The 21,455-nt window shown below is 61.4% G+C and carries 19 protein-coding genes and 1 pseudogene; 7 read left to right on the forward strand and 13 right to left on the reverse strand.

What is annotated here, in order from left to right; genetic code table 11:
* Window positions 1-37: 37 nt before the first annotated feature.
* From ABVN20_RS06575 to ABVN20_RS06585, 3 genes and pseudogenes are all read right to left on the reverse strand, one after another.
* Complete coding sequence (locus ABVN20_RS06575; RefSeq protein ID WP_368554730.1) at window positions 38-1,384, reverse strand: ATP-binding protein; 1,347 nt, start codon at window positions 1,382-1,384, stop codon at window positions 38-40.
* Entirely contained in the window at window positions 1,381-2,058 is a 678-nt protein-coding gene (locus tag ABVN20_RS06580; protein ID WP_368554731.1) for a response regulator, read from the reverse strand. The genes ABVN20_RS06575 and ABVN20_RS06580 overlap by 4 nt, the downstream gene beginning before the upstream one ends.
* A 39-nt stretch (window positions 2,059-2,097) precedes the next feature.
* Window positions 2,098-2,427 (reverse strand): annotated as a pseudogene (locus ABVN20_RS06585) (hypothetical protein); the annotation flags it as partial.
* Window positions 2,428-2,565: 138 nt separating this feature from the next.
* On the opposite strand from ABVN20_RS06585, the gene ABVN20_RS06590 reads away from it, so the two are divergent.
* Window positions 2,566-3,357 carry a dienelactone hydrolase family protein gene (locus ABVN20_RS06590; RefSeq protein WP_368554732.1) on the forward strand — a complete coding sequence of 264 codons (792 nt, stop codon included), beginning with the start codon at window positions 2,566-2,568 and terminating at the stop codon, window positions 3,355-3,357.
* 157 nt (window positions 3,358-3,514) lie between these two features.
* Window positions 3,515-4,240, forward strand: coding sequence for a 4'-phosphopantetheinyl transferase (locus tag ABVN20_RS06595; RefSeq protein WP_368554733.1), 726 nt, complete (start codon window positions 3,515-3,517; stop codon window positions 4,238-4,240).
* Window positions 4,241-4,357: 117 nt separating this feature from the next.
* On the opposite strand, the gene ABVN20_RS06600 is transcribed toward ABVN20_RS06595, so the two are convergent.
* Together ABVN20_RS06600 and ABVN20_RS06605 are read right to left on the reverse strand one after the other, a co-directional pair.
* Window positions 4,358-5,968 carry an ATP-binding protein gene (locus ABVN20_RS06600; protein ID WP_368554734.1) on the reverse strand — a complete coding sequence of 537 codons (1,611 nt, stop codon included), beginning with the start codon at window positions 5,966-5,968 and terminating at the stop codon, window positions 4,358-4,360.
* Complete coding sequence (locus ABVN20_RS06605) at window positions 5,965-6,687, reverse strand: response regulator (RefSeq protein ID WP_368554735.1); 723 nt, start codon at window positions 6,685-6,687, stop codon at window positions 5,965-5,967. The genes ABVN20_RS06600 and ABVN20_RS06605 overlap by 4 nt, the downstream gene beginning before the upstream one ends.
* 736 nt (window positions 6,688-7,423) lie before the next feature.
* On the opposite strand from ABVN20_RS06605, the gene ABVN20_RS06610 reads away from it, so the two are divergent.
* Window positions 7,424-10,318, forward strand: coding sequence for a ribonucleoside-diphosphate reductase subunit alpha (locus ABVN20_RS06610; RefSeq protein ID WP_368554737.1), 2,895 nt, complete (start codon window positions 7,424-7,426; stop codon window positions 10,316-10,318).
* Window positions 10,319-10,749: 431 nt separating this feature from the next.
* Here the strand turns inward: ABVN20_RS06610 and flgE are convergent, their stop codons facing one another.
* From flgE to ABVN20_RS06640, 6 genes are all read right to left on the reverse strand, one after another.
* The gene (gene flgE / locus ABVN20_RS06615; protein ID WP_368554738.1) at window positions 10,750-12,063 is read right to left on the reverse strand and encodes a flagellar hook protein FlgE; all 1,314 of its coding nucleotides are present in this window, start codon (window positions 12,061-12,063) and stop codon (window positions 10,750-10,752) included.
* Between the two features lie 32 nt (window positions 12,064-12,095).
* Window positions 12,096-12,821, reverse strand: coding sequence for a flagellar hook assembly protein FlgD (flgD, locus tag ABVN20_RS06620; RefSeq protein ID WP_368554739.1), 726 nt, complete (start codon window positions 12,819-12,821; stop codon window positions 12,096-12,098).
* 15 nt (window positions 12,822-12,836) lie between these two features.
* Window positions 12,837-13,280, reverse strand: coding sequence for a flagellar basal body rod protein FlgC (gene flgC, locus ABVN20_RS06625; RefSeq protein ID WP_368554740.1), 444 nt, complete (start codon window positions 13,278-13,280; stop codon window positions 12,837-12,839).
* A gap of 3 nt (window positions 13,281-13,283) precedes the next feature.
* Window positions 13,284-13,691 (reverse strand): flagellar basal body rod protein FlgB, encoded by a 408-nt coding sequence (gene flgB / locus ABVN20_RS06630; protein WP_368554742.1) that lies wholly within the window; start codon window positions 13,689-13,691, stop codon window positions 13,284-13,286.
* Between the two features lie 362 nt (window positions 13,692-14,053).
* On the reverse strand, window positions 14,054-14,881 hold the full coding sequence (gene cheR / locus ABVN20_RS06635; RefSeq protein WP_368554743.1) for a protein-glutamate O-methyltransferase CheR: 828 nt from the start codon (window positions 14,879-14,881) through the stop codon (window positions 14,054-14,056).
* A gap of 46 nt (window positions 14,882-14,927) precedes the next feature.
* Complete coding sequence (locus ABVN20_RS06640; RefSeq protein WP_368554744.1) at window positions 14,928-15,860, reverse strand: chemotaxis protein CheV; 933 nt, start codon at window positions 15,858-15,860, stop codon at window positions 14,928-14,930.
* Between the two features lie 81 nt (window positions 15,861-15,941).
* On the opposite strand from ABVN20_RS06640, the gene flgA reads away from it, so the two are divergent.
* The 4 genes from flgA to ABVN20_RS06660 all read left to right on the forward strand — a co-directional run bounded on the left by flgA (window position 15,942) and on the right by ABVN20_RS06660 (window position 18,545).
* Window positions 15,942-16,703, forward strand: coding sequence for a flagellar basal body P-ring formation chaperone FlgA (gene flgA, locus ABVN20_RS06645; RefSeq protein ID WP_368554745.1), 762 nt, complete (start codon window positions 15,942-15,944; stop codon window positions 16,701-16,703).
* Window positions 16,704-16,868: 165 nt separating this feature from the next.
* A complete protein-coding gene (gene flgM, locus ABVN20_RS06650; RefSeq protein WP_368554746.1) occupies window positions 16,869-17,195 on the forward strand; it encodes a flagellar biosynthesis anti-sigma factor FlgM in 327 nt (108 codons plus the stop codon).
* A gap of 48 nt (window positions 17,196-17,243) precedes the next feature.
* Window positions 17,244-17,711, forward strand: a complete 468-nt coding sequence (locus tag ABVN20_RS06655; protein ID WP_368554747.1) for a flagella synthesis protein FlgN — start codon at window positions 17,244-17,246, stop codon at window positions 17,709-17,711.
* Between the two features lie 87 nt (window positions 17,712-17,798).
* Complete coding sequence (locus ABVN20_RS06660) at window positions 17,799-18,545, forward strand: flagellar brake protein (RefSeq protein WP_368554748.1); 747 nt, start codon at window positions 17,799-17,801, stop codon at window positions 18,543-18,545.
* A gap of 76 nt (window positions 18,546-18,621) precedes the next feature.
* On the opposite strand, the gene ABVN20_RS06665 is transcribed toward ABVN20_RS06660, so the two are convergent.
* Window positions 18,622-20,034 carry an MFS transporter gene (locus tag ABVN20_RS06665; protein WP_368554749.1) on the reverse strand — a complete coding sequence of 471 codons (1,413 nt, stop codon included), beginning with the start codon at window positions 20,032-20,034 and terminating at the stop codon, window positions 18,622-18,624.
* A gap of 69 nt (window positions 20,035-20,103) precedes the next feature.
* Window positions 20,104-21,345, reverse strand: a complete 1,242-nt coding sequence (locus ABVN20_RS06670; RefSeq protein WP_368557674.1) for a glutamine synthetase family protein — start codon at window positions 21,343-21,345, stop codon at window positions 20,104-20,106.
* Window positions 21,346-21,455: the final 110 nt, after the last annotated feature.

Genomic DNA, 21,455 nt, shown 5'->3' on the forward strand with positions numbered 1-21,455 from the left:
GGTGAAGTGAAAAATGCCATCGCGGGCAAGCCCGCTCCTACACCACCGGGAAATGAATTCTGAACGCCGCCCCGCCCATCGGCGAATCTCCCAGGGTCAACCGTGCGCTGTAGCTTTCGATGATGTCCTTGACCACCGCCAACCCGATGCCCTGCCCAGGATGCTGGCGATCCAGTCGTTCGCCCCGTTGCAGAATCCGTGCACGCTGGTCCGGCGGCACGCCCGGCCCGTCGTCCTCCACACACAGCTCGATGCCACTGAGGCTCTCGCGCACGCTGATGCGCACTTCGCCCAGGCACAGGCGATAGGCGTTTTCCAGCAGGTTGCCGAGCATTTCCAGCAAGGCGCCCTGCTCGATCGGCACGTAACACGGCTGTGGCAGGTCGAAGGCGACCCGCACACGCTTGTCGCGGTAGACCTTGTCGAGCGTGTCGCACAGGCTCTGCAACACCGGTTGCAAGCGCACCTGATGGCGCACCAGGCCGCTTTTGCGCAGGCTGGCGCGCTGCAATTGGTAGCTGATCTGCTGGCTCATGCGCTCGATCTGGGTTTGCAGCACCCAGGCCTGGTCACGATCGGCCGGCCGCTGCGCCATGTCTTCGCTGACCCCTTGCAGCACGGTCAACGGGGTTTTCAGGCTGTGGGCCAGGTCGTCGAGGGAGTCGCGGTAGCGACTGCGCTGTTCACGCTCGCTGTGCAGCAAACGGTTGAGCGAGCCGGTCAGGCGCAACAGCTCGCGCGGGTGCTGTTCGCTGAGGCTTTCGCGCGCGCCGCTTTCGATTTCATCCAGCTCCTGACTCAATCGGCGCAACGCCTGCAAGCCCCAGGTCAGGCCGATCCACAGCAGCGCCAGCAGCACCAGCAGCGCGGCGCCGAAGCCCAGGTAGAGATTTTCCCGCAGGCCTTCGAGGGTGACTTCGTACTCGCGCACCGGTTGCAGGGTGACGATGCTGAACGCCGCGCTCTTGCCACCCAGCAGTTTGACCTCGACGTCGTAGACGAAGTAATCCTGGCCGTCGACCTCGCTGATCCTGGCGAATTCATTGCCGCGCCCGTCGTAGCGCGGCTTGTAGTTGATGTGCTCTTCGCGGGTGCCCTTGGAGCGCCAGACCAGATGGCCTTCGCGGTCATAGATGTAGCCGAGCAGGCGACTGTCGGTGAGGTTGAAGCGCTCGTCGGGCAATTGCGCCGGCATTTGCAGGCGGTTGCCTTCCACCCGTGCGGCGGAAATCAGCGTGGTGACGTCCGAGGCCAGGCGTTGCTCGATGGAGTCCTGCAACGCCAGGCTGAACGCGCCCTGCATCGCCGGCAACAGCGCCAACATGAACAACACCGCCAACAGGGTGGCGGCGAGCATCAAACGGACACGAAGCGAGCGGATCAAGTGCAGCGCTCATTGAACAGGTAGCCGAGGCCGCGCACGGTGTCGATCGGCTTGAACCCCGCCGGGCCTTCGAGTTTGCGCCGCAGACGGCCGACCAGCACTTCGATCACGTTCGGATCGCGCTCGTCGTCATCCGGGTAGAGCTGCTCCATCAGGCGGTCCTTGGCCACGACCTGCTGATGGTGGCGCATCAGGTACTCGAGGATGCGGTATTCATAGGCCGTCAGCGCCAGCGGCTGATCGTCGAGGGACGCCTGCTTGCGGTTGAGGTCGAGCAACAGCGGGCCGGCGACGATGGTCGACTGGGTGAAACCGCTGGAACGACGCAGCAAGGCATTCAGACGCGCATCCAGCTCTTCGAACTGGAACGGCTTGACCACGTAGTCGTCGGCACCGGCCGCCAGTCCCTCGACCTTGTCCTGCCAGTTGCCGCGGGCGGTGAGGATCAGGATCGGGAAGGTCTTGCCACGCGAACGCAACTGCCGGATCAGGTCGAGCCCGCCCATGCCCGGCAACCCCAGGTCGATCACGGCCAGGTCATGGTTGAACTGCTCGGTCTGGTACAGCGCCTCCTCGGCATTGGGCACCGACTCGACCACATGACCGCTGTCCGTCAGGCGGGTTTGCAGGTGATGGCGCAACAGCGCCTCATCTTCGACGACCAGCAGTTTCATAACGCTCTCCCGGGCAAATCAACATCTCCAGAGGTTTACCACATGGGTGCTGCCGCCCACCGGGTCAGACAGATCGTAAACGCCAAGCAGGTTTTCCTGACGCAGTTTAATGCCATTGTAGGTGCCCGACACATTGTCATAAGTGGCGTAGTAATGCCCCCGGCTGTTTTGCTGTGCCAGGTGCACGCCCCAGGCGCTGTCCTTGACCGCGCCCCCGGCATCGGGATAGTTGAAGTTGAACGCGTTGGCCTTCTTCAGCTTGTTGTTCTGTCCGAACGTCAGGCTGGAAAAGTTATCGTCGCTTGCATGAGCAGCTACGCTTGCGCCCATCACCGTGAAAGCCAGAAGCAGTTTCTTCAACGTAGTCATTGACGAGTTTCCTCAGGTGCAATGTGCTTTTCGGGTATGGCGCAAGGTTACCCACCTGGCCCTGAACTGCCCCTGAACATACGCTGAACCTGAGCTGAACCAGATCGACGACCAGACTTTGTTACAGGAGATTCGAGCATGCGCGTATTCCTCGCTGTCCTTTTACTGACCTTGAGCGGGCTTGGCCACGCCGCGATCAAGACCCAGGAGATTCCCTACAAAAGCGCCGACGGCACGCAACTGATCGGTTACTACGCCTACGATGATGCCATCTCGGGAAAACGCCCGGGCGTGGTGGTGGTCCACGAATGGTGGGGACTCAACGACTACACCAAGCGCCGCGCCCGTGACCTCGCGGCCCTGGGCTACAGCGCGCTGGCCATCGACATGTATGGCGACGGCAAGAACACCGAGCATCCCAAGGACGCCATGGCCTTCATGCAGGCCGCGTTGAAGGACGCCGACGCCTCCAGCGCGCGCTTCCAGGCCGGGCTCGACCTGTTGAAGAAACAGGCACAAACCGACCCGACCAAGGTGGCAGCGATCGGTTACTGCTTCGGCGGTGCCGTGGTGCTGAATGCGGCGCGCCAGGGCGTGCCTCTGGCGGGCGTGGTCAGCTTCCACGGCGCACTGGCGACCAAGACCCCGGCCGAGCCGGGCAAGGTGAAGGCGAAAATCCTGGTCGAGCATGGCGCACTGGACAGCATGGTCACGGCGGAAAATGTCACGGCGTTCAAGAGCGAGATGGACAAGGCCGGGGCCGACTACACCTTTGTCAGCCTGGACGGCGCCAAGCATGGTTTCAGCAACCCGGATGCGGATCGCCTGAGCCACGGCGACCATGGTGGGCCGGATATCGGTTACAACAAGGCGGCGGATGACAAGTCGTGGGCGGATATGCAGGCGTTCTTCAAGAAGCTTTTCGGTTGATTCCTTAGACCGAGTTGCACCAATCGCGGGCAAGCCCGCTCCCACAGGTTTTGTGAACACCGCCGATCACTGTGGGAGCGGGCTTGCCCGCGATTGGGGTCACCTCGGTCCCGAATGAGACTACCCAGCCCCCAACCAACCCGGCAAAATGCCCTGCATGAATCCCCTCCCCGCTCTACCCGCCTGCTGCACCCCGCTCGATGCCGATTGGCCGCTGCCCTTCGTGCTGCCCGATACCGTGCTGCTCAGCACCCATTTCGACAGTACGCGACTGGCCGGCGATGACTTCCAGCGCAGCGCCATCGAGCCACCGGCCACCATCCAGCGTTCCGTCGCCAAGCGTCAGGCCGAGTTCCTCGCCGGGCGGATCTGCGCAAGGGCCGCCCTGCAACAACTGGAAGGGCTGAATGTGGTCCCGGCCATTGGCGAGGACCGGGCACCGGTGTGGCCGGCGCACATCACCGGTTCCATTACCCACAGCACCGGCCGGGCCGCGGCGATTGTCGCGCGCAAAAGCGCCTGGCGCGGCCTGGGCATGGACCTGGAAAACCTGCTCAACCCGGAACGGGCACAGCGCCTGGCCGGGGAGATCCTCACCCCCGCCGAATTGCAGCGCATGGCGGCCGGCCGCCACGATCAATTGGCGCTGCTGGTGACCCTGACGTTTTCCGTCAAAGAGAGCCTGTTCAAGGCGCTGTACCCGATTGTGCAGCAGCGCTTTTATTTCGAGCATGCCGAGGTGCTGGAGTGGAGCGAGGCCGGGCAGGTGCGGTTGCGGTTGCTCACGGACTTGTCCGCAGAGTGGCGGCATGGCACTGAGCTGGAGGCGCAGTTTGGGGTTAAGGATGGGCAGTTGTTGAGTTTGGTCAGCATTAAAGGCTGAAGAGGTTTGTTGTATTGGCCGGCCCCATCGCGAGCAAGCTCGCTCCTACAGGGGGACGCATTCCAAACTGTAGGAGCGAGCTTGCTCGCGATGAGGCCCGACCAGACAGCAAAGCACTCAGCGCTTCTCCTGGTTCCTCGGCCAACTCAAGCTGAAACACGCCCCGCCCAGGCTCTTGCTCTTGCTGATCAACGCCCGCCCATCGTGCCAATGGATGATCCGCCGCACGATCGACAGGCCCAGGCCGTGCCCGCCCGAGGCGCGGGTGCGGCTGTCGTCGAGGCGCAGGAAGGGGGTGAAGATCTTTTCCCAGGCCGACTCGGGCACGCCGGGCCCGTCGTCTTCGATGTCCACCCGGCATCGCTGCTGCCCCACCTGGTAGCTGACGGTGACCCGCGACTGCGCGTGGCGCATGGCGTTGCTCACCAGGTTCTGGATGGCCCGGTGCAGGTAACGCGGCTCCGCCTCGACCCAGGCATCGTCACACTCGGCCGCCGACAGGCACAGGCCACGCTGCACCGTGACGTCGGCACGCAACGGCGCCAGTTCCTCGATCACCTGGTTGACCAAGGCATCCAGGTCGATGCGCTGGAAGTTCAGCGCCGGCGAGCCCTGCTCCATCCGCGCATAGGTGAGCATCTCGTCCACCAGCCGGTCGAGGTCTTCGATGTCGTGGTCCATGCCTTCGCAGTACTTTTCCAGGGCCTGCGGCGTGGTGGCCGAGCCGATCATCTCCAGGCCGAAACGCAGGCGCGCCACCGGGGTGCGCAATTCATGGGACACGGCGCGCACCAGTTCGCGCTGCACCGCCAGCAACTGCTGCAAGTGCTCGGCCATGCCGTTGAAAGCTGCGGCCAGGCGCCCCACCGAATCCGCGCCACGCGCCGGCACCCGGGTTTCCAGGCTGCCTTTGGCAATGCGCGTGGCGGCAGCTTCGAGGCCGCGCAGGCGCCGCTCCAGTTGCCGCACCAATAAATAGACGATCAAGCCGATCAGGCTCAAACCCAGGGCGGCAATCAGCACCAGCCATTCCGGCGGGTAAGGATTCATCTGGTACAACGGGCCGATTTCCAGCACCCATGGCGTTCCGACCATGCCGGCAAACACACGGATCGAATCACCCTCCTTGCCCAGCGCCATCACCGTGTCGCCTTCCGACACGCGACGGCTCTGGTCTTCGTCCATGTCGGCCTCTTCGACCGTCACCAGCCGCAGGTCAAAACCGAAGCCCTTCTCTTCCTTTATCTGCGCCAGGCGTTTGGCCTGTTCCGACACGGGGACGCGGACCAGCTCGTCGGTCAGCAGGTAGATCGTCGCCCGGGCCAGTTGCTCGCTGATCTGCTGGACCTCACCGGCGAGCATCAACTGTTCCTTTTCGCTGACCAGTCGATAGACCTTGGCCGCGTGCGGGCCGGTCTGCTCGACCAGTGCCTGGCCATGCAGCACGCGGGTGCGCTGGGTCAGGTCGAGATCCGTCTGGGCGAACGTCTTCAGTGACAGCGGAATACCCAGCAAGCGCTCCCACACCAGCAAGGCGCGATGGCGCTGGGTTTCGTTCATCGGCTGCAGGTTGTCGGCCATCAGCGAGAACGTGCCGTGAGCCAGGCGTTCGCGGTACTGCTCGCTGCGCACCTGGTTGAGCATGTGCAACGCCAGCACGCCGAGCACCGCCACCAGGATCAGCGCCGCGCACATGCCGCCATAGATGCGCAGGAAGATCGAATTCACAGCGGCGAATCTACACAGGCTTCAGGTACGAACAGATAACCCTTGCTGCGGATGGTCTTGATCAGGCGCGGATGGTCGGGGTCGTCGCCGATTTTCGGGCGGATGCGCGAGATGCGCACGTCAATGGAGCGGTCCTGGCCGTCATAACCGATGCCACGCAGCGCGGTGAAGATTTCCTCGCGCGACAGGATTCGCCCGGCATTGGCCACCAGCAGCCACAGCAGGTCGAACTCGGCACTGGTCAACTCGATGCCGTTGTCATGCAGCCAGGCTTCACGCAAGGCGTTGTCCACCACCAACGGGCCGAATTGCAGGCGCCGGGTTTTCTCTGCCACCGGCTCCGCTGGCTCGCTGCGGCGCAACAACGCCTGGATGCGCGCCAGCAGCAGGCGCGGGCGCACCGGTTTGCACACGTAGTCATCGGCGCCCAGGTCCAGGCCAAGGATCTGATCGGTGTCGTCGGTACGCGCGGTCAGCATCAGGATCGGGCCATCGTACTTGTCGCGGACCTTGCGGCAGATGCTCAGGCCGTCTTCGCCGGGCAGCATGAGGTCGAGGATCACCAGGTCCGGCTTCTCCTTGATGATGCGCGCGGCCGCCAGGGCACCGTTGCCCTCGATCGACACGCGCAGGCCATTGGCTTGCAGGTATTCGCGGGTCAATTCGGCCAGACGCTGGTCGTCTTCGACAATCAATACCTGCCAGGCTTCTTGCTCCACGGTGACCTCTGCTTGCCAACGACACTGAAAAAGGAAGGATCCGCCCGTCTTTTTGTAATGATTGGGGAGGATAAGAATGCGTACGCACCGGCCGATTGTATAAACGCCACTCGTCCAGAACACAAGCCGGCAAATGCGTTCGGACCGCCCGGTTTTTTGTGATACGGTTCGCGCCCTTCGAAATCCGGACAGCCGTTTTCGCTCATTGAAAATCAGTGAAAAATCGCTCGATCCAGCAGGCTCGCGGCCTACACGCGCATTCGACCCTTCACACACAATTTACGCACAGGGTTATCCACAGGCAGCACGTTGCAACACCCCCCAAAACGCATTATCTTGTAGCACGGCGCAAAAAAAACCCTACATGTAGGGTTTTCCCTGATAAGGGCCAACCACATTTCAGAGCGGAAACTCAAGCGCTTTATTGCCTGTTTCCGGTTGAACCCAGCGTGATTTTACAAGCCCAAACCGCTCCCGCGGATGGCACCGTTTTTTCAGGTCAGCAGGGCCACAACGGTACGGGTGTTGCAGTCATGACTGTCACCCGGAATGGAATCCGGCGACGAGCCCAGGCTCATCGTCAAAGACTTCGGCAAGGACGCGGCATCATTAGCCTTTTTCCTACTGTCCCGAAGTTGTTATGCCCGACGCGTGTCGGTTGTAGTGCTTCAGGACAGAACGGTGGGCACCGTGATGGTGCCCAAACAAAACATAGAGAATGTGGAGACAACCCCCCATGCAAACCGACACAACTCGCGAGAACCCGCAAGGCACCTTGCCGCAGGCCGTGGATTCGAATTCGGATCTGTCCGCCACCGCGCCTGGCCAGTTGCGCGTGATCAAGCGTAACGGCACTGTCGTTGCTTACACCGATGACAAAATCACCGTCGCCATCACCAAGGCGTTCCTCGCAGTTGAAGGCGGCACCGCTGCCGCTTCGTCGCGAATCCATGACACCGTGGCGCGCCTGACCGAGCAGGTCACCGCGACCTTCAAGCGTCGCATGCCATCGGGCGGCACCATCCACATCGAAGAAATCCAGGACCAGGTCGAACTGGCCCTGATGCGTGCCGGCGAGCAGAAAGTCGCCCGCGACTACGTGATCTACCGTGATTCGCGCGCCAAGGAGCGTGCTGCGCACACTCCGGTCGAAGCCACCGTCAACGCTCACCCGTCGATCCGCATCACCCGTGCCGACGGCAGCCTGGCGCCGCTGGACATGGGCCGCCTGAACACCATCGTCAGCGAAGCGTGCGAAGGCCTGGAAGAAGTCGACGGCGACCTGATCCAGCGCGAAACCCTGAAGAACCTGTACGACGGCGTTGCCCTGAACGACGTCAACACCGCCCTGGTGATGACCGCCCGTACCCTGGTAGAGCGCGAGCCGAACTACTCGTTCGTGACCGCCCGCCTGCTGATGGACACCCTGCGTGCCGAAGGCCTGGGCTTCCTCGGTGTGGCCGAAAGCGCTACCCACCACGAAATGGCCGACCTGTACGCCAAGGCTCTGCCTGCCTACATCGCCAAGGGTGTCGAGTACGAACTGGTCAACCCTGAGCTGGCCAACTTCGATCTGGAAAAACTGGGCAAGGCAATCAACCACGAGCGCGACCAGCAGTTCACCTACCTGGGCCTGCAAACCCTGTACGACCGTTACTTCATCCACAAGGATGGCGTGCGTTTCGAACTGCCGCAGATCTTCTTCATGCGCGTGGCCATGGGCCTGGCCATCGAAGAGAAAGACCGCGAAGCCCGTGCGATCGAGTTCTACAACCTGCTGTCGTCCTTCGACTACATGGCGTCCACGCCGACCCTGTTCAACGCCGGTACCCTGCGTCCACAGCTGTCGAGCTGCTACCTGACCACCGTGCCGGATGACCTGTCGGGCATCTATCACGCGATCCACGACAACGCCATGCTGTCCAAATTCGCTGGCGGCCTGGGCAACGACTGGACGCCGGTTCGTGCGCTGGGTTCGTACATCAAGGGCACCAACGGCAAATCCCAGGGCGTGGTTCCGTTCCTCAAGGTAGTGAACGACACCGCCGTCGCCGTTAACCAGGGTGGCAAGCGCAAAGGCGCTGTGTGTGCCTACCTGGAAACCTGGCACATGGACATCGAAGAGTTCATCGAGCTGCGCAAGAACACCGGTGACGATCGTCGTCGTACCCACGACATGAACACCGCCAACTGGATCCCTGACCTGTTCATGAAGCGTGTCTTCGATGACGGCAAGTGGACCCTGTTCTCGCCATCCGAAGTACCGGACCTGCACGACCTGACCGGCAAGGCCTTCGAAGAGCGCTACGAGTACTACGAAGCCCTGACCGAGTACCCAGGCAAGGTCAAGCTGTTCAAGACCATCCAGGCCAAAGACCTGTGGCGCAAGATGCTGTCCATGCTGTTCGAAACCGGCCACCCATGGCTGACCTTCAAGGACCCATGCAACCTGCGCAGCCCGCAGCAGCACGTGGGCGTGGTCCACAGCTCGAACCTGTGCACCGAGATCACCTTGAACACCAACAAGGACGAGATCGCCGTTTGCAACCTGGGCTCGATCAACCTGCCGAACCACATCGTGGACGGCAAGCTCGACACCGCCAAGCTGCAACGCACCGTGAACACCGCCGTGCGCATGCTCGATAACGTGATAGACATCAACTACTACTCGGTGCCGCAAGCGAAGAACTCCAACTTCAAGCACCGTCCGGTTGGCCTGGGCATCATGGGCTTCCAGGATGCGCTGTACCTGCAGCACATTCCTTACGGTTCCGATGCGGCCGTGCAGTTCGCCGACACTTCCATGGAAGCGGTCAGCTACTACGCGATCCAGGCTTCCTGCGACCTGGCGGACGAGCGTGGCGCCTACGAGACGTTCCAGGGCTCGCTGTGGTCCAAAGGCATCCTGCCGCTGGATTCGCAACAGATCCTGATCGAGGCCCGTGGCCAGAAGTACATTGATGTCGACCTCAAGGAAACCCTGGACTGGGCACCGGTTCGCGCCCGTGTACAGAAAGGCATCCGTAACTCGAACATCATGGCCATCGCACCGACCGCGACCATCGCCAACATCACTGGCGTTTCGCAGTCGATCGAACCGACCTACCAGAACCTGTATGTGAAATCGAACCTGTCGGGCGAATTCACCGTGATCAACCCGTACCTGGTTCGCGACCTCAAGGCCCGCGGCCTGTGGGACTCGGTCATGATCAACGACCTGAAGTACTACGACGGTTCGGTGCAGCAGATCGAGCGCATTCCGGCAGAGCTCAAGGCCCTGTACGCGACCGCGTTCGAAGTGGACACCAAGTGGATCGTCGACGCCGCCAGCCGTCGTCAGAAGTGGATCGACCAGGCTCAGTCGCTGAACCTGTACATCGCCGGCGCTTCGGGCAAGAAACTGGACGTGACCTACCGCATGGCCTGGTACCGTGGCCTGAAAACCACCTACTACCTCCGTGCCCTGGCCGCGACCAGCACCGAGAAGTCGACCATCAACACCGGCAAGCTGAACGCTGTTTCCAGCGGCGGCAACCACGGTGACGACTCGGTCCTGGCCGCGCCAGCCGGTCCTGCTCCAGTGCCGAAGGCTTGCGCCATCGACGAGCCGGATTGCGAAGCTTGCCAATAAGCTGAGCAGGCCGGCGCCCTCCCGGCGCCGGCCCCGACAACCCCCGACCAATCCTCTGGATTGTCGGGGGTTTTCTTTTGCCCGTCCCTGCAGATTCACCACCGCCTCTGTGGGAGCGAGCCTGCTCGCGATGGTCGTTAACGATAACGCAGGCGGCCTGATGCCCCGCGGTGTCTGACCCACCATCGCGAGCAAGCTCGCTCCTACAGGGGTTGCGGTATGCCAAGATTTTGCGGTGTGCGCCAAACCCTGTGGGAGGGGGCTTGCTCGCGATGGTCGTTAACGATGACGTGGGCTGCCTGATGCCCCGCGGTGCCTGATCCACCATCGCGAGCAAGCTCGCTCCTACAGGTTCGCGGTCAGGCAAGACAAAACGCCGGTCATAAAAAAACCCCTCTTGCGAGGGGTTTTTTATGCAGCGCCAGGCAGCATCAGGTCATCTGGATGATGGTCTGCATGATGGTGCTCTGGGTCGAGATGGTCTTGGCGTTCGCCTGGTAGTTGCTCTGCGCCTTGATCAGGTCGACCAGTTCGCTGGTCAGGTTGACGTTGGACTCTTCCAGCGAGTTGGAGTTGATCGAGCCCAGGGTGCCGGTTTGCGGAGCATCGTAACCCGGGATACCCGACGCGTAGGTCTCTTTCCAGCTGGTGCCGCCCACTGGCTGCAAGCCTTGCTCGTTGGTGAAGCTGGCCAGGGAGATCTGGCCAATGGCCTTGGTCTGGTTGTTGCTGAAGTTGGCCAGCAACACACCGCTGCCGTCGATGGTCAGGTTGGTGATCTGGCCAGTGGCGTAACCGTTCTGGACCGGAATCGAACGGGCAGTATCGGCGTTGAACTGAGTGGTGTTGGACATGGACACGGTGATGCCGGCCGGATCGGCGGCTGCGCCGTTCGGGCTCCAAGTGCCATTGGTCACCTTGCCCGGCACCCAGCCGGTGATTTTCAGGTCAGGGCTGACCACTGGCGGAGTACCAGGGGTGGTCACCGACACCAGCTTGCCAGACGTGTCGAACGCCATGGTCGAAGCCACCGGAGGTGTCGCCGGATCGGTAGGATCGGTGCCATTCGGGTTGCGCCCGTCGATCAGCGTGTACACATTCCAGGTGTTATCGCCCGTCTTGACCATGTACTGGTCCATGGAGTGCTGGTTGCCCTGGGCGTCATAGACCGGGGTGGTGAACTGCTTGGTGAAGGATTCCTGCTTGGCCGGATCGAACGGGAAGGTCGTCTGGTTGATCGCGGTGGCCGTGGAGTTCAGGTTGATCGTCGACGAAATGGTGGTCGTGGTCTTCGGCGCCAGGTTCGAGGTGTCGATACGCAGGTCGGTCAGGATGCCGTTGATGATCTTGCCATTGGCGTCCACACCATAGCCTTGCAGGCGCGCGGTGCCGTCGGAGTTGGTGACGTAACCGTCCTTGTCGACCTTGAAGGTACCGGCACGGGTGTACGACATCGAACCGTTTTCGTTCAGCACGAAGAAGCCGGAACCGTTGATACCCATGTCCAGCACGTTGCCGGTGTTGTTGATGTCGCCCTGGGTGAACTGCTGCGAAACGTTGGCCAGGCGCACACCGTTACCGATGGTTTTGCTGCCGCTGCCCAGACGAGTCGCCGAGTACACGTCTTCGAATTCCGCACGGGACGATTTGAAACCGACGGTCGCCACGTTGGCGATGTTGTTGCCGGTCACGTCCAGTTGCTTGTTGGCTGCATAGAGACCGCTAAGGCCGATGTTAAAAGACATTTTCCACTCCTTTGTGCCGGGTTAGTCGGCTCTTACATACCAATGGTTTGCACTTTGGACAGGGCGATGCTGCCCAACCCGGCCAGATTGAGCATCAACTCACCGCCGGTCTGGCTGATGGTCACGCTGTTGACGGTGGCAGGCAGGTAGGTCACCAACGATGTTGCCTTGCCGTCGTAAGTCGCGGTGGCATCGAAGGTGTACGTGCCCGCTGCGGCCACTTCGCCCGCATCGTTCTTGCCGTCCCAGATGAAGCTGGCTTCGCCGGCCTTCTGGCTGCCCAGGTCGAGGGTGCGGACGACTTTGCCGTCGGCATCTGTGATCTTGACCTTGACCGGGTCGACCGACGCCGGAACGGCGATGGTGCCGGTAAAGCTCTTGGAGGTATCGACCACGGCCTTGCTGCCCGGCGCGATGACCGAACGGCCCACCAGCGACGAAGCCTGCAACGCCTGCGACGAGCTGTAGTTGGCCGCCAGGCCGGCTACGGTGTCGTTGAGCGTGGTGATGCCTTCCAGGCTGCTGAACTGCGCCAACTGGGCAACGAACTCGCCGTTGTCCTGAGGCTCCAGCGGGTTCTGGTTCTTCAACTGCGTTACCAGCAACTGCAGGAACGCGTCCTTGCCCAGGGCCTTTTTGCCGGTCGCGGCACCCGCCGCACCTGCCAGGCCATCGTTGTTGGTGGTGTTGGTCCTGACCGAAGAGTTGGCCAGGATGTCATTCATGCTGAGGCCGCCGGTGGAATCGCTAACACTCATCTGAGTCGCCCCTTATCACTGACCGAGGGTCAGGACTTTCTGCATCATGGCTTTGGCGGTATTCATCATTTCCGCGTTGGTCTGGAACGAACGGCTCGCAGAAATCATGTCGGCCATTTCTTCCACCACGTTGACGTTCGGGTAGTAGACGTAGCCCTTGGCGTCGGCCGCCGGATGATTCGGTTGGTAGCGCGCTTCCAGGTTGCTCTGGTCTTCGACCACGCCCAGTACCTGCACGCCCTGGCCTGCCGCGTCCTGGTTCTGGAACAGCGAATCGCTGCCGCCGCTCTGGCCGCCCTGGAACATGGTGGCAAACACCGGGTGACGTGCGCGGTAGGTCTGGTCGATGCTCGACGAGACGGTTTCGGCGTTGGCGATGTTCGAGGCCACGGTGTTCAGACGGGTGGTCTGGGCGCTCATGCCGCTACCGGCAATGTTGAAAACGCTGGCTAGCGACATGACTTATTCTCCACGCAGGGCCGATACCAGCCCTTTGAATTTGCTGTTGAGCAGAGTGAAACTGGCCTGGAAGTTGACCGAGTTTTCCGCGTAGTTCGACTGTTCCAGTTGAGCGTCCACGGTGTTCTGGTCGATCGACGGCTGCATCGGCGTGCGGTACATCAGCGACTCGTCGCCGTTGCCCAGACCTTGCGCTTCGATATGACGGCTGTTGGTCATGTTCAAGGCGAACGTGCCGTTCTTGGTCTTCTCGCTCTGCTCGGCGAGCACTTTCGAGAAGTCCAGATCCCGGGCCTTGTAGTTCGGGGTGTCGGCGTTGGCGATGTTGTTGGCCAGAACTTCGGCACGCTGGGCGCGGAAGCCCAGAGCCTGTTCGTGGATACCGAGCGCTTTATCGAAGCTGATGCTCATGTCGGAAACCTTCGGGTGACCTGATTTTTCGTACGATGGATTTAGCAAGCCGCGTGCCAACTCGGCAAAGCCCCGGATTGCGGGGCCTTGCCAGCGGCAACCGGGCGGCAATGCCAGAAAAGCGGCAACGGGTTTCCGCCGTCTGCCGCTTTTCTGCCGCTTTGTGCCGATTTCGAATCCGCCACCGCCCCCCCTGTAGGAGCGAGCTTGCTCGCGATGGCGGCGTGTCAGTCAATACATGCGTCGTCTGACACACCGCATCGCGAGCAAGCTCGCTCCTACAGGGGGATGCGGTGATGGTGTAAATTACGGGCATAAAAAAACGGGAGCCCTCTCGGACCCCCGTTTTTTGTCACAAGCAATCACTTCGCCTGGTAAATGATCCCCGGGCTGCACTGGACCATCTGGTAATGATCCGGCAGACCGTTCAGCGCTTCGGAAGCGCCGAGGAACAGATAGCCGCCCGGCTTGAGCGTGCTGTGGATGCGCAACAGGATGTCTTTCTTCACCTCGGCGGAGAAGTAGATCAGCACGTTGCGGCAGAACACGATGTCGAATTTGCCGAGGCTCGCGTAGCTGTCCAGCAGGTTGAAGGCGCGGAACTCCACGCGGCTCTTGATCGGTGCCTTGACGGCCCAGCGCCCCGGTCCCTTGGGGTCGAAGTAGCGTTGCAGGCGCTCCGGCGACAAACCGCGGCCGATGGCCAGGCTGTCGTATTCGCCGGTCTTGCAGTTGATCAGCATGGAGCCGGACAGGTCGGTGGCAACGATCTGCACACCGGCTTTCAACTGACCGATATTGGTCCGCTCGAACTCGTCGATGGCCATCGACAGCGAATACGGTTCCTGCCCCGACGAACAGGCCGCCGACCAGATCCGCAGCCGTTGGCCGGGAGCGGCCTTGATGGCCTCGGGCAGCACCTTGCTCTTCAACACTTCAAACGGATAGGTGTCACGAAACCACAGGGTTTCGTTGGTCGTCATGGCATCGACCACCATCTCGCGCAACCCGCTGCGCGGCTGGGTCTGGATGCGCTGGACCAGCTCACCCAGGGATTTGATGCCTTGCTGCTCCATCAGTTTGTTGAGACGGCTCGAGACCAGGTACTGCTTGTTTTCACCCAGCAAAATGCCACAGGCTTTTTCCAGGAAGACCCGGAACTGTTCGAAATCCAAATTACCCGTAGACAATGATGCCGCCTCTTAAATCGTGTTAACCGCCAGGGGCAGGAGGCCCCTAGCTGATGTCTGCTGCTTTGATCCGGTCAACCACCCGGGATGCCAGGTCATCAGGACGGAATTTGGCCAGGAAGTCATCGGCACCGACCTTCTTGACCATCGCCTGATTGAATACACCCGACAACGAAGTATGCAGGATGATATGAAGCTTTTGCATGCGCGGGTCGTTGCGGATTTCGGCCGTGAGGGTGTACCCGTCCATTTCCGGCATCTCGATGTCGGAAATCATCATCAGGAACTCTTCTTCCGGCTTCTTGCCCTCGTCGACCAGCTTGCGCAGGTAGTCCAGCGCTTGCCGCCCGTCGTTCAACGCCACCACTTCCACACCGACCGTCTGCAGGCAACGTGTGACCTGTTTGCGCGCCACCGACGAATCATCGACCGTCAGGACTCGCAACGACAAGGCCTTGTGCTGGGTCTGTTCATCGACCACACCGACCGAAATCGCTTCCGGTGTCGGCGCCACTTCTGCCAGCACCTTCTCGACGTCGATGATTTCGACTAACTGATTGTCGACCCGGGTCACAGCGGTCAGGTAGTGATCGCGCCCCGTCCCCTTGGGTGGCGGATGGATCTCTTCCCAGTTCATGTTGACGATGCGTTCCACCGAGCGCACCAGGAAACCCTGGGTCTTGGTGTTGTACTCCGTGATGATCACGAACGGACTGCTTTGATCTTTCAACGCACCGGCACCGGTCGCCATCGCCAGATCCAGGATCGGAATGGTCGCCCCGCGAATATTTGCCACACCGCACACGACAGGACTGGACTTGGGCATCACGGTCAGCGCGGGGCATTGCAGCACCTCGCGAACCTTGAATACGTTGATCCCGTAGAGCTGCTGGCCGTCAAGACGGAACAACAACAGCTCCAGGCGATTCTGCCCTACCAGTTGCGTGCGCTGGTTTACCGAATCCATTACACCAGCCATGCCCAGACTCCCACACCAACGCTAGTTGTGTTGCGACGCACATTCATCACTAAACGGCACGGCGCTTGCTTTTTAACTTTTATGAACACAGAACCGACATTTTTCCGACGCCTGACATCCGCCTTCCGCAGAACGCTCTGCGCGGTGTCGGCCGTCTGCCTGTTCAACGCTGGCAGCCCTGCCCTTGCTGACGCAGTTACCTTGCCTGACATGCTTATCGGCGTCACCCAGGGCTTTCTTGAATTCACCGTAGAGGACTACCTGGCCACCAGTCAAACGGAAGGTCGCTACGAAATCGAAGTCAAGCAGCTCGATCCACGCCTGCGCATGCCCATGTGCGACAAGGAATTGACAGCCAGCCTTGAGAGCCCGGCCAAGCCGCTGGGCCGCGTCACGGTCAAGGTCCGCTGCGAAGGCAGCTCCCCGTGGACGGTCTTCGTGCCCGCTCAAGTGCGCCTGTTTCGCGATGTCGTGACCACCAGCCGGCCCCTGCGCCGCGCCGACATTGTCGAACCCGCCGACGTCCTGCTGCGCGAGCGTGATATCAGCCTGATCACCCAGGGCTACCTGACCACCCTGGACCAGGCGATCGGACAACGACTTACCCGACCAATGGTCGCCGATCAGGTGGTGACCCTGGTCAACCTTGAACAGACCGAAGTCATTCGCAAGGGCGATCAGGTGGTCATCACCGCCCGCAGCGGCACGCTGAGCGTGCGAATGCCGGGCGAAGCCCTGTCCAACGGCGGGATGAGCGAACAGATACGGGTGAAAAACCTCAATTCCAAAAGGGTCATCAAGGCGCAAGTGATCGCGCCGGGCCAGGTGGAAGTGTCCATGTAAAACTCTATTCGTGAAGAAGTGGCGCAGGCCGAGGCGGTTCCCTAAACTGTGGCGCATGCAGCAGACGTGCTGGCGCTTGCAGGCTCATTGATAAAATGAGTCTAAAGTTTTCACAGGGATGGCCGAGAACATGGCAAGCGTCCAAATATTCAGAGGTTTTTTACCATGGTCATCGATTTCAGCCGTTTGAACAGCACCTCGTCACTGACGGGCAATACACGTACCAGCGCCGCCAAGGATCCAGCCGAAACCGGCAAATCCGCAGCGCTGAATACTCCGGCCGAGCAGGCCAGCACCGTAAAGAGCGGGGAATCGGTACACCTCAGCAATGAGGCTCAACAGTTGCAACAGGTCACTGACAAGCTGCGTGATCAGCCTGCCGTCGATAAAGCCCGCGTGGCCGAGTTGAAAGCAGCGATTGCCGATGGCAGCTACAAAGTCGACAGCAACCGTGTAGCCAGCAAACTGCTCAACTTCGAAGCCCAGCGCTAGGGCACGCCCCGCGCCAGGCTTTTGGACGCTTAAAAACCAAGGCCAGCCATGCACGACACTAATTTATTGCAACTGATCACCGACGACTTTGCTCCAGCTCAACACCTGCTGGAGTTACTGCAAACCGAGTCCCTCGCCTTGCACGGTCGCGACATGCCGCTGCTCGAAGACATTCTGGCGCAGAAGCAGGCAATGATCATTCTGCTCGAACAGCATGGCCGCAAGCGCAGTGAAATCCTCGCCAGCCTGAACCTGCCGCTCAACCGCAGCGGCCTGGAACAACTGGCCAGCCAATCCAGCGTGGGCGAACAATTGTTGGCACAAAGTGACGTGCTGACAGACCTTCTGGCTCAGTGCCAGGCGGCCAACGCCAACAATGGCCAGTCGATTCTGGTGCAGCAGGCCGCCACGGCCAACCAGCTGAAAATCCTCACCGGCGGTGAACCGCCAGCACTTTATGATGCACGCGGATCAACCGCGAAGCTTGCGAAGCCGCGTCCGCTCAGTCAGGCTTGAGCCTGTAAATGATCACGCCCTATGAAGACTCGCAACATGCTGGCACTATAGTGGCCAGCCGAAGTCATATTTTGCCTGGAGATTGATGTGTCCAATGCCTTAAATGCGGAAGATTCCCCGCAGCCACCCAAGGTGCTTACCACGCCTCTGGAGATCTCCGGCAACCTGCGCCAATTGCAAGACAGCCATGATCCGCTGATTATCACCTTCCACGAACGCACCCAGCGCTTCCAGAGCTACCTGGTGGACGTTGACCGCGACAGTGGCACCATCAAGCTCGATGAAATGATCCCGCGCGACGGCGAACGCTTCATGCTGGCCGGCGAGCCATACAAGGTCGAAGGTTTTCATGAAGGCGTGCGTATCGCCTGGGAAAGCAACGGCACACCGACCCTCAGCGACTCGGGTGACGAGCGCTGCTACATCGCCCCGCTGCCCGACGAAGTGGTTTACCACCAGCGCCGCAATGCCTTCCGCGCGGCCCTGAAGCTGGCACAACTGGTCGACATCGACCTGGACGGGGAAAAGCTCAAGTCCCCGATCCGTGGCAAGCTGCTGGACATTTCCGCCACCGGCTGCAAGCTGCGCTTCGATGGTGACATCACCGAAAGCCTGCAACTGGGCCAGGTCTACGATCGCTTTGCCGCCGCCCTGCCCTTCGGCAAGATGACCGCACCGGTCGAACTGCGCTACCTGCACTTCGAAGAAAAAATCTCCACCACCTTCGCCGGCATCCGCTTTCACAACATGAGCGGGCTGGTGCAGCGTCAGGTCGAGCGCTTCGTCTACCAGTTGCAACGTGAAGCACGCCGCTTCGACAAAGACGACATGTAAGATCAGGCGTCAATAAAAACGGGCAGCTCCTTGTGGAGACTGCCCGTTTTTTTATGGCCGCTGTTCAAGCCGGGCGTCAGGGAATGGCATCCGGGACCTTGGGCTCATCACCCTTTTGCGAATCTTGCGCGGGCACGGACGCGGGCTTTTGCACCTCAGGCTCAGCCTCGGGCTTGGCCTCCTCCGCCGGTGTCGGCTCGGGCTCGGGTTCAGGCTCTGGCGTGACTGGAACCTGCATCCGATCCTGCACCGACTGTTCATCCACCCGCGGGTCAAGGGCTGCGGCCAGTGGCGAGCTCGCCATGCTGTCCGGCATTGCGACGTGATGCAGCGGCGCATCGTCCACCTGGTGCAGGTTGGTGACCGCTTTCGGGCGGATCCGCCACACCAGCACCAGAGCAAAGAAACTGAAGAAGGCGTACAGCATGTGGCTGCCGAACATCTTCATCAGCACCCCGGCCACCAGCGGCCCGATACTCGCGCCAACGCCGTAGGTGACCAGCAGCATGGCCGTCAGTGACACCCGGCGATCCGCCTCGACGTGGTCGTTGGAGAAAGCCACCGCCAGCGGGTACAGGCAGAACTTCACCAGCGAGCAAATGAAGCCGGTGATGAACAGCACTTCCAGCGGCACCTGCTGCATGATCGCCAGGGGCAACGCCGCCACCGCGAGCAACAAGGCAAAAGAACGGATCAGTACGGCCCGATCATAACGGTCGGACAACCAGCCCAACGGCCACTGCACCAGCAGGCCGGCAAAAATGCAGGTACCCATGAACAGACCGACCTGCTCGGTGGACAAGCCCTGCTGCGCCGCATACAGCGGTGCCAGGCCGTAGAACGAGCCGATGATCAGCCCGGCGCCGAGCACCGTACTCAGCGACTGCGGCACACGCTTGATGAAGAACCGTGGCTCCATCGGCGCCGGCCGCAGGGGCGCCGGGTGAATGCGTCGGGTCAGGGCCACCGGCACCAGGCACAGGGCAAAGCACAGGGCGACCAGCATCAGCAACTCCGGACCGAGCGCCGGGTGCATGACCAGAATCAGTTGGCCGAGCACCAGCCCCAGGTAGGAGGCGATCATGTAGCCGCTGAACACCGTACCGCGCTGCGGCGCGTCGGCCTGCTCGTTGAGCCAGCTCTCGATCACCATGTACTGGCACATCATGCCGAGGCCGACGATGACCCGCAGGAAGATCCACGCCGGCAGCCAATCCACCAGGCCATGCCCGAGCACCGCCGCGCCGACGATCCCGGCACAGGCCGAATAAGCCCGGATGTGCCCGACCCGGGCAATCAGCCGGTGGCCGATCTTGCCGCCCAGCACCAGGCCGAAATAGTTGGCCGCCATCAAGGCACCCACCCACAGGCTGTTGACGTGGTCGGCTGCCAGGCGCAAGCCCAGGTAAGTGCTCAACAGGCCGGAGCCGATCAGCATCATCAGCGAAGCGAAGTACAGCGCTCGAAAAGCTTTCCAGATCTGGCGCATCGGCGTTCCGAGCGGCTCCTTGCGGTGAGAAACGGGCTTCCCGAAAGATAGCCCGAAGACAAAGGTTCGTCAGGCCTGGGCAGCCAGGACACGGCGCTCCCAGGGGGTAATTTCATCAAAGAAGCTGGTCAATTCCAGGGTCTTCGTAGCCACGTAGCCTTCGATGAACTCCTTGCCGAACAGTTCCTTCGCCAACCGGCTACGGCTCAGACGTTCAAGGGCGGCATGCAAGGTACAGGGCAGTGAAAGATGATCCGGCACCTCGAACTCGCCCTGGATCACGGCACTCGGCTCCAGTTGCTGTTCAATGCCATGCAACCCCCCGGCCAGGCTGGCGGCAATCGCCAGGTAGGGGTTGGCGTCGGCCCCCGGCAAGCGATTCTCGACCCGACGGGCAACCGGCGCGCTCGCGGGAATGCGCAAGCCCGCCGCACGGTTGTCGTGGGACCAGCAGGCATTGTTGGGCGAGGCGAACGGGTGGCACAGGCGCTGATAGGAATTCACGTTCGGCGCGAACAGCGCGGTGAAGTCGGCCATCGCCGCCTGCTGCCCGCCGATGAAATGCCGGAAGGTCGCGGTCGGCTCCCCCGCGTCGTCGCTGAACACGTTCCTGCCACTGGCGATCTCGACGAGGCTCTGGTGGATGTGCATCGAACTGCCCGGCGTGTGCGCCAGCGGCTTGGCCATGCAGACCACGGTCAGGCCGTGCTTGAGCGCGACTTCCTTGAGCAGGTGCTTGAACAGGAATGTCTGGTCGGCGAGCAACAGCGGATCGCCGTGCAGCAGATTGATTTCGAACTGGCTGACGCCCATCTCGTGCATGAACGTATCGCGGGGCAGCCCCAGTGCCGCCATGCCTTCATAGACTTCCTGGAAGAATGGACGCAGGCCGTTGTTGGAACTGACACTGAATGCCGAATGCCCGTCCTCGCGCCGACCGTCCAGGCCCAGCGGCGGCTGGAACGGTTGCGTCGGGTCGGGGTTGGGGGCGAAGACGAAGAACTCCAGCTCCGTGGCCACCACCGGCGCCAGGCCCAGCGCGGCATAACGGGCGATCACGCTTTTGAGCTGGCCTCGGGTGGACAGCCGCGAACTTTCGCCCGTCAGCTCATCGGCATCGCAAATGGCGAAGGCCCGCGGCGGCTGGCTCCAGGGCAAGCGGTGAATCTGCGCAGGATCGGCCACCAGCGCCAGGTCGCCATCATCGCTGCCATAAAATTGTGCGGCCGGATAACCGCCCATGATGCATTGCAGCAGCACACCCCGCGCCATCTGCAAACGCCGTCCTTCGAGAAACCCTTCGGTCGTCATGACCTTGCCGCGCGGCACACCGTTAAGGTCCGGGGTGACACATTCAATCTCATCAATGCCGGTCAATCGCTGTGCGAGTGAACCCTGGCCATCGGTCATCATGACGCAAT

The organism is Pseudomonas sp. MYb118 (genome assembly GCF_040947875.1).
In the GTDB taxonomy this organism is placed as follows: Bacteria; Pseudomonadota; Gammaproteobacteria; order Pseudomonadales; family Pseudomonadaceae; genus Aquipseudomonas.

Bases quoted from the DNA above. Each gene is read 5' to 3' on its own strand.
- ABVN20_RS06580 (WP_368554731.1), bottom strand. From the start codon at position 2,058: ATGAAACTGCTGGTCGTCGAAGATGAGGCGCTGTTGCGCCATCACCTG.
- ABVN20_RS06590 (WP_368554732.1), top strand. From the start codon at position 2,566: ATGCGCGTATTCCTCGCTGTCCTTTTACTGACCTTGAGCGGGCTTGGC.
- ABVN20_RS06595 (WP_368554733.1), top strand. From the start codon at position 3,515: ATGAATCCCCTCCCCGCTCTACCCGCCTGCTGCACCCCGCTCGATGCC.
- ABVN20_RS06610 (WP_368554737.1), top strand. From the start codon at position 7,424: ATGCAAACCGACACAACTCGCGAGAACCCGCAAGGCACCTTGCCGCAG.
- flgE (WP_368554738.1), bottom strand. From the start codon at position 12,063: ATGTCTTTTAACATCGGCCTTAGCGGTCTCTATGCAGCCAACAAGCAA.
- flgD (WP_368554739.1), bottom strand. From the start codon at position 12,821: ATGAGTGTTAGCGATTCCACCGGCGGCCTCAGCATGAATGACATCCTG.
- flgC (WP_368554740.1), bottom strand. From the start codon at position 13,280: ATGTCGCTAGCCAGCGTTTTCAACATTGCCGGTAGCGGCATGAGCGCC.
- flgB (WP_368554742.1), bottom strand. From the start codon at position 13,691: ATGAGCATCAGCTTCGATAAAGCGCTCGGTATCCACGAACAGGCTCTG.
- ABVN20_RS06640 (WP_368554744.1), bottom strand. From the start codon at position 15,860: ATGGCTGGTGTAATGGATTCGGTAAACCAGCGCACGCAACTGGTAGGG.
- flgA (WP_368554745.1), top strand. From the start codon at position 15,942: ATGAACACAGAACCGACATTTTTCCGACGCCTGACATCCGCCTTCCGC.
- flgM (WP_368554746.1), top strand. From the start codon at position 16,869: ATGGTCATCGATTTCAGCCGTTTGAACAGCACCTCGTCACTGACGGGC.
- ABVN20_RS06655 (WP_368554747.1), top strand. From the start codon at position 17,244: ATGCACGACACTAATTTATTGCAACTGATCACCGACGACTTTGCTCCA.
- ABVN20_RS06665 (WP_368554749.1), bottom strand. From the start codon at position 20,034: ATGCGCCAGATCTGGAAAGCTTTTCGAGCGCTGTACTTCGCTTCGCTG.
- ABVN20_RS06670 (WP_368557674.1), bottom strand. From the start codon at position 21,345: ATGACGACCGAAGGGTTTCTCGAAGGACGGCGTTTGCAGATGGCGCGG.